Genomic DNA, 4,233 nt, shown 5'->3' on the forward strand with positions numbered 1-4,233 from the left:
GTCTCGACGGGCTCGCGCAGGACTGGCGCGTCGACGAAACGGCCGCGCTCAATCTGGTCGCGCTCGACTGCCGGGCCGGCCCCGACGCGCCGCGCCGCGCGCTCACGCCCGGCCTGCCCGACGATGCGTACCGCCACGACGGCCAGCTCACCAAGCGCGACCTGCGTGCGATGACGCTCGGCCGCCTCGCGCCCGTGCCCGGCGAGCTGCTGTGGGACGTCGGCGCCGGCAGCGGCTCGATCGGCATCGAATGGATGCGCGCGCATCCGTCATGCCAGGCGATCGCGATCGAAGCGCATGCGGAGCGGCAGCGCTTCATCGAGCACAACCGCGACGCGCTCGGCGTGCCGGGCCTGCAACTCGTCGCGGGCCGCGCGCCCGATGCGCTCGCGGGGCTCGCCGCGCCCGACGCGATTTTCATCGGCGGCGGGGCGACCGCGGCCGGCGTGCTCGACGCGTGCTGGGCATCGCTGAAGCCCGGCGGCCGGCTGGTCGCGAACGCGGTCACGCTGCAGGGCGAGCTGGCGCTCGCCGCATGGCGCGAGACGCATGGCGGCACGCTCACGCGCGTGTCGCTCGCGCATGCCGAGCCGCTCGGCCGCTTCGACACCTGGCGTCAGCCGCTGCCGGTCACGCTGTACGACGTGCGCAAGCCGGACACGGTCGACATGGCCGACACGGCGGCTTCGCCGGCCACGACGCATACAACGGACGCGTGATGCGCGACGAAACCCCCGAACAGCCCGCGCCGCTACGCTTCGGCTACACGACCGGCAGTTGCGCGACCGCGACGTCGCTCGCCGCCGCGCGGCTGCTGCTCGCGGGGCGTGCGGACGACGCGGTCGAGATCGTGCTGCCGAAGGGGCAGCGCGTGATGATGCGGCTCGAGTTCTGCCGGACGACGGCCGACGGCGCGGAAGCCGGCACGATCAAGGATGCCGGCGACGATCCGGACGTCACGCACGGCGCGCTGATCTTCGCGCGTGTCGCGCTCGCGGCGGCGCCCGGCGTGCGTTTTCATGCGGGGCCGGGCGTCGGCACGGTCACGCGCGCGGGGCTGACGCTGCCGGTCGGCGAACCGGCGATCAACCCGGTGCCGCGCCGGATGATGACGACGCACCTGGAAGCGCTGGCTGCCGAGCATGGGTATGCGGGCGGCTTCGACGTGACGATCGGCGTCGAGGGCGGCGAGGCGCTCGCGCTGAAGACGATGAACCCGCGCCTCGGCATCGTCGGCGGGTTGTCGATCCTCGGCACGACCGGCATCGTGCGGCCGTTCTCGTGCTCGGCCTATATCGCGTCGATCCATCAAGGCATCGACGTCGCGCGGGCGAACGGCATCACGCATATCGCCGCGTGCACGGGCAACGCAAGCGAGGATGCGATGCGCGCGCACTACCACCTGCCCGACATGGCGCTGATCGAGATGGGCGATTTCGCGGGCGCGGTGCTCAAGCACCTGCGGCGCGCGCCGGTCGCGCGGCTGTCGATGTGCGGCGGCTTCGGCAAGCTCAGCAAACTCGCGGCCGGCCATCTCGACCTGCACAGCCGCCATTCGAGCATCGACCTGCCGCTGCTCGCGCAGTGGGCGGCCGAGGCCGGCGCCAGCGACGCGCTGCAGGCGGCGATGCGCGCCGCGAACACGAGCCAGGAAGCGCTGAAGCTCGCGCACGCCGACGGTGTGCCGCTCGGCGATCTCGTCTGCGCGCATGCGCTGCGCGTCGCGCGCGACATCGTGCCGCCGTCGGTTACGGTCGAGATGTTCGCGATCGACCGGCAGGGCCGCTTCGTCGGGACAGCGCGATGAGCGCCCGCATCCTGCTGCTCGGCGGTACCGGCGACGCACTGAAAATCGCGCGCGCGCTCGGGCCGCATCATGTCTATAGTCTCGCCGGCCTCGGCAAGACACCCGACGACTTGCGCTGCGACGTGCGGGTCGGCGGTTTCGGCGGCGCGGCCGGGCTGGCCGCTTATCTGCGCGACGCCGGCATCGGCCTCGTGATCGACGCGACGCATCCGTATGCCGCGCAAATCAGCGCGAATGCCGCCGCCGCGGCGCGTGAAGCGGGCGTGCCGCTGTGGGCACTGCGCCGCGCGCCGTGGTCGCCGCAACCCGGCGACGACTGGCGCATGGTCGACGACTGGGCCGGCATCGAAGCCGCGCTCGCGCCGTTCCGGCGGCCGCTGTTCACGCTCGGCCGCGAACCGCTCGCACATCTCGACGCGATCCCGCCGCACCAGTTCTGGCTCGTGCGCTGCCTCGACCCGCATCCCGGCAACGCGCGTGCGCAGGTCGTCGCCGCGCGCGGGCCGTTCACGCTGGATGGCGAGCGCGCGCTGTTCGCGCTGGCGGGCATCGACGTCGTCGTCAGCAAGAACAGCGGTGGCGCGGCCACCGAAGCCAAGCTCGACGTCGCGCGCGAACGCAGGCTGCCGGTCGTGATGCTGCGCCGGCCGCCGCTGCCCGACGCCGACCGCGCGTTCGACTCGGCCGCGGCGCTCATCGACGCGCTCGATCCGGCCGCGCGCGCATGACGCCGCGCGGCCGGTCATCCCATGAATTGACGGAGATTTTTCGATGACGGTGTATTTCATCGGCGCGGGCCCCGGCGACCCGGAGCTGATCACGGTGAAGGGCCAGCGCCTCGTGCGCACGTGCCCGGTGATCCTGTATGCGGGTTCGCTGGTGCCGGCCGCCGTGCTCGACGGCCATCGCGCGGAGCAGGTCGTCAACACGGCCGAGCTCGACCTCGATGCCATCGTCGCGCTGCTCGCCGCCGCGCACGCGAAAGGGCAGGACGTCGCGCGCGTGCATTCGGGCGACCCGTCGCTGTATGGCGCGATCGGCGAACAGATCCGCCGTCTCAAGACACTCGGGATACCGTACGAAATCGTGCCCGGCGTGACGGCCACGGCCGCATGCGCGGCGACGCTCGGCGTCGAGCTGACGCTGCCCGGCGTCGCACAGACGGTGATCCTCACGCGCTTCGCGGGCAAGACGACGATGCCGGAAGGCGAAGCGCTCGGCTCGCTCGCCGCGCACCGCGCGACGCTCGCGATCCATCTCGGCGTGCGCCATCTCGCCCGCATCGTCGACGAAGTGCTGCCGCATTACGGCGCCGATTGCCCGGTCGCGGTGATCTATCGCGCGAGCTGGCCGGACGAAGAACGCGTGACCGGCACGCTCGCCGACATCGTCGCCAAGGTGCGGGGCACGCAGATCGAGCGCACCGCGCTGATCCTGATCGGGCGCGTGCTCGACGCCGAAGGGTTTGCGGATTCGACGTTGTACGCGAGTGCGGGTTGATTACGCACGGGCGCGGCGTTCACGCAGAAGCGTGCAGCGCGCCGCGTCGATCGTGATCGCACCGCCGGCGAAGTAGATCGGCGTGGCCGATTCGCCGAGGATCAGGATCGACGCGGCGATGCCGACGACGGGGGGCGGGTTGAGCACGACCACGCTCCAGTACGATGCGTTGTCGCGCGCGCCGCGAACGTTGCTTCCGGGCCAGGGTCGACGATGTGCGTTCGGTGTCGCGCGTGCAGTCGCGCCGCAGTCGATCACAAGGACGTTGCTGAGCGGCGGCCGCAGCCGAACCGCAATGGCCGTGTTCCCCGGCCCGAGCTAGGCACGCGCAACACGCCGCGCGAGCCGCGGCGCAAACCCCGCGGCCAGCGCGAATAGCGCGACACACAGGCAGGCCATCGCGACCCATGCGGGCGTCAGGTCCGCGAGATGCTGGCGCACGATGCCGGCCGCGAACGGAAACAGCCCGGCGATCAGGTAGCCGATGCCCTGCACGAACCCCGTCAGCGACGCGGCATCGGCCGGCGTCGCCGCATGATCGACCGTGACGATCAGCGACAGCGGAAACAGCGCGCCGATCCCCGCGCCCATCAGCAGCGCGGCGGGCAACGCGAGCGCTTCGGGCGCGGCCAGCATCACCAGCAAACCGACGAACAGCGACGCGATCGCCGCATGCAGCGCGGGCCGGCGATCGGGCAGGCGGTCGATCGTCGCGGAGATCGTCAGGCCCGCGACGACCTCCGCGAGCGTCACGCCGCCGAGCAGGCTGCCGGCCGCCGTCGGCGACCAGCCGAGCCGCATGTAGTAGGGCGGCAGCCACGCGAGCACGAGCGTGTACGCGCCGGTCGCGATGCCGAAGAACAGCGCGAGCCGCCACGCGCGCGGCGAGCGCGACGGCCGCGCATGCGTTGCCGACGCCGGCCCGG

General features: G+C 72.3%; 6 protein-coding genes. 4 read left to right on the forward strand and 2 right to left on the reverse strand.

Annotation, left to right across the window (positions count from 1 at the left end):
• The 4 genes from cbiT to cobM all read left to right on the forward strand — a co-directional run.
• Positions 1 to 719 (forward strand): precorrin-6Y C5,15-methyltransferase (decarboxylating) subunit CbiT (gene cbiT, locus DPV74_RS39350; protein ID WP_119339150.1); only part of this gene is annotated, 719 nt, incomplete at its 5' end.
• Positions 719 to 1,807 (forward strand): cobalt-precorrin-5B (C(1))-methyltransferase, encoded by a 1,089-nt coding sequence (locus DPV74_RS39355; protein ID WP_119339151.1) that lies wholly within the window; start codon positions 719 to 721, stop codon positions 1,805 to 1,807. The genes cbiT and DPV74_RS39355, both read left to right, overlap by 1 nt.
• The gene (locus tag DPV74_RS39360; protein ID WP_027787405.1) at positions 1,804 to 2,535 is read left to right on the forward strand and encodes a cobalt-precorrin-6A reductase; all 732 of its coding nucleotides are present in this window, start codon (positions 1,804 to 1,806) and stop codon (positions 2,533 to 2,535) included. Before DPV74_RS39355 ends, DPV74_RS39360 begins: the two co-directional genes overlap by 4 nt.
• A gap of 43 nt (positions 2,536 to 2,578) precedes the next feature.
• On the forward strand, positions 2,579 to 3,307 hold the full coding sequence (gene cobM / locus DPV74_RS39365) for a precorrin-4 C(11)-methyltransferase (protein WP_059495992.1): 729 nt from the start codon (positions 2,579 to 2,581) through the stop codon (positions 3,305 to 3,307).
• On the opposite strand, the gene DPV74_RS39370 is transcribed toward cobM, so the two are convergent.
• Together DPV74_RS39370 and DPV74_RS39375 are read right to left on the reverse strand one after the other, a co-directional pair.
• Entirely contained in the window at positions 3,308 to 3,454 is a 147-nt protein-coding gene (locus DPV74_RS39370) for a hypothetical protein (RefSeq protein WP_162923280.1), read from the reverse strand. It lies immediately after the preceding gene.
• A gap of 171 nt (positions 3,455 to 3,625) precedes the next feature.
• Positions 3,626 to 4,233: MFS transporter (locus DPV74_RS39375; RefSeq protein WP_119339153.1), on the reverse strand; the 608-nt coding region annotated here is incomplete at its 5' end.

It is taken from the genome of Burkholderia sp. HAN2018 (genome assembly GCF_024704855.1).
GTDB classification, from domain to species: domain Bacteria; phylum Pseudomonadota; class Gammaproteobacteria; order Burkholderiales; family Burkholderiaceae; genus Burkholderia; species Burkholderia cepacia.

What these genes read in the sequence shown, in the direction of transcription:
- DPV74_RS39360 (WP_027787405.1), top strand. Translation starts at nt 1,804, where the DNA reads ATGAGCGCCCGCATCCTGCTGCTCGGCGGTACCGGCGACGCACTGAAA.
- cobM (WP_059495992.1), top strand. Translation starts at nt 2,579, where the DNA reads ATGACGGTGTATTTCATCGGCGCGGGCCCCGGCGACCCGGAGCTGATC.
- DPV74_RS39355 (WP_119339151.1), top strand. Translation starts at nt 719, where the DNA reads ATGCGCGACGAAACCCCCGAACAGCCCGCGCCGCTACGCTTCGGCTAC.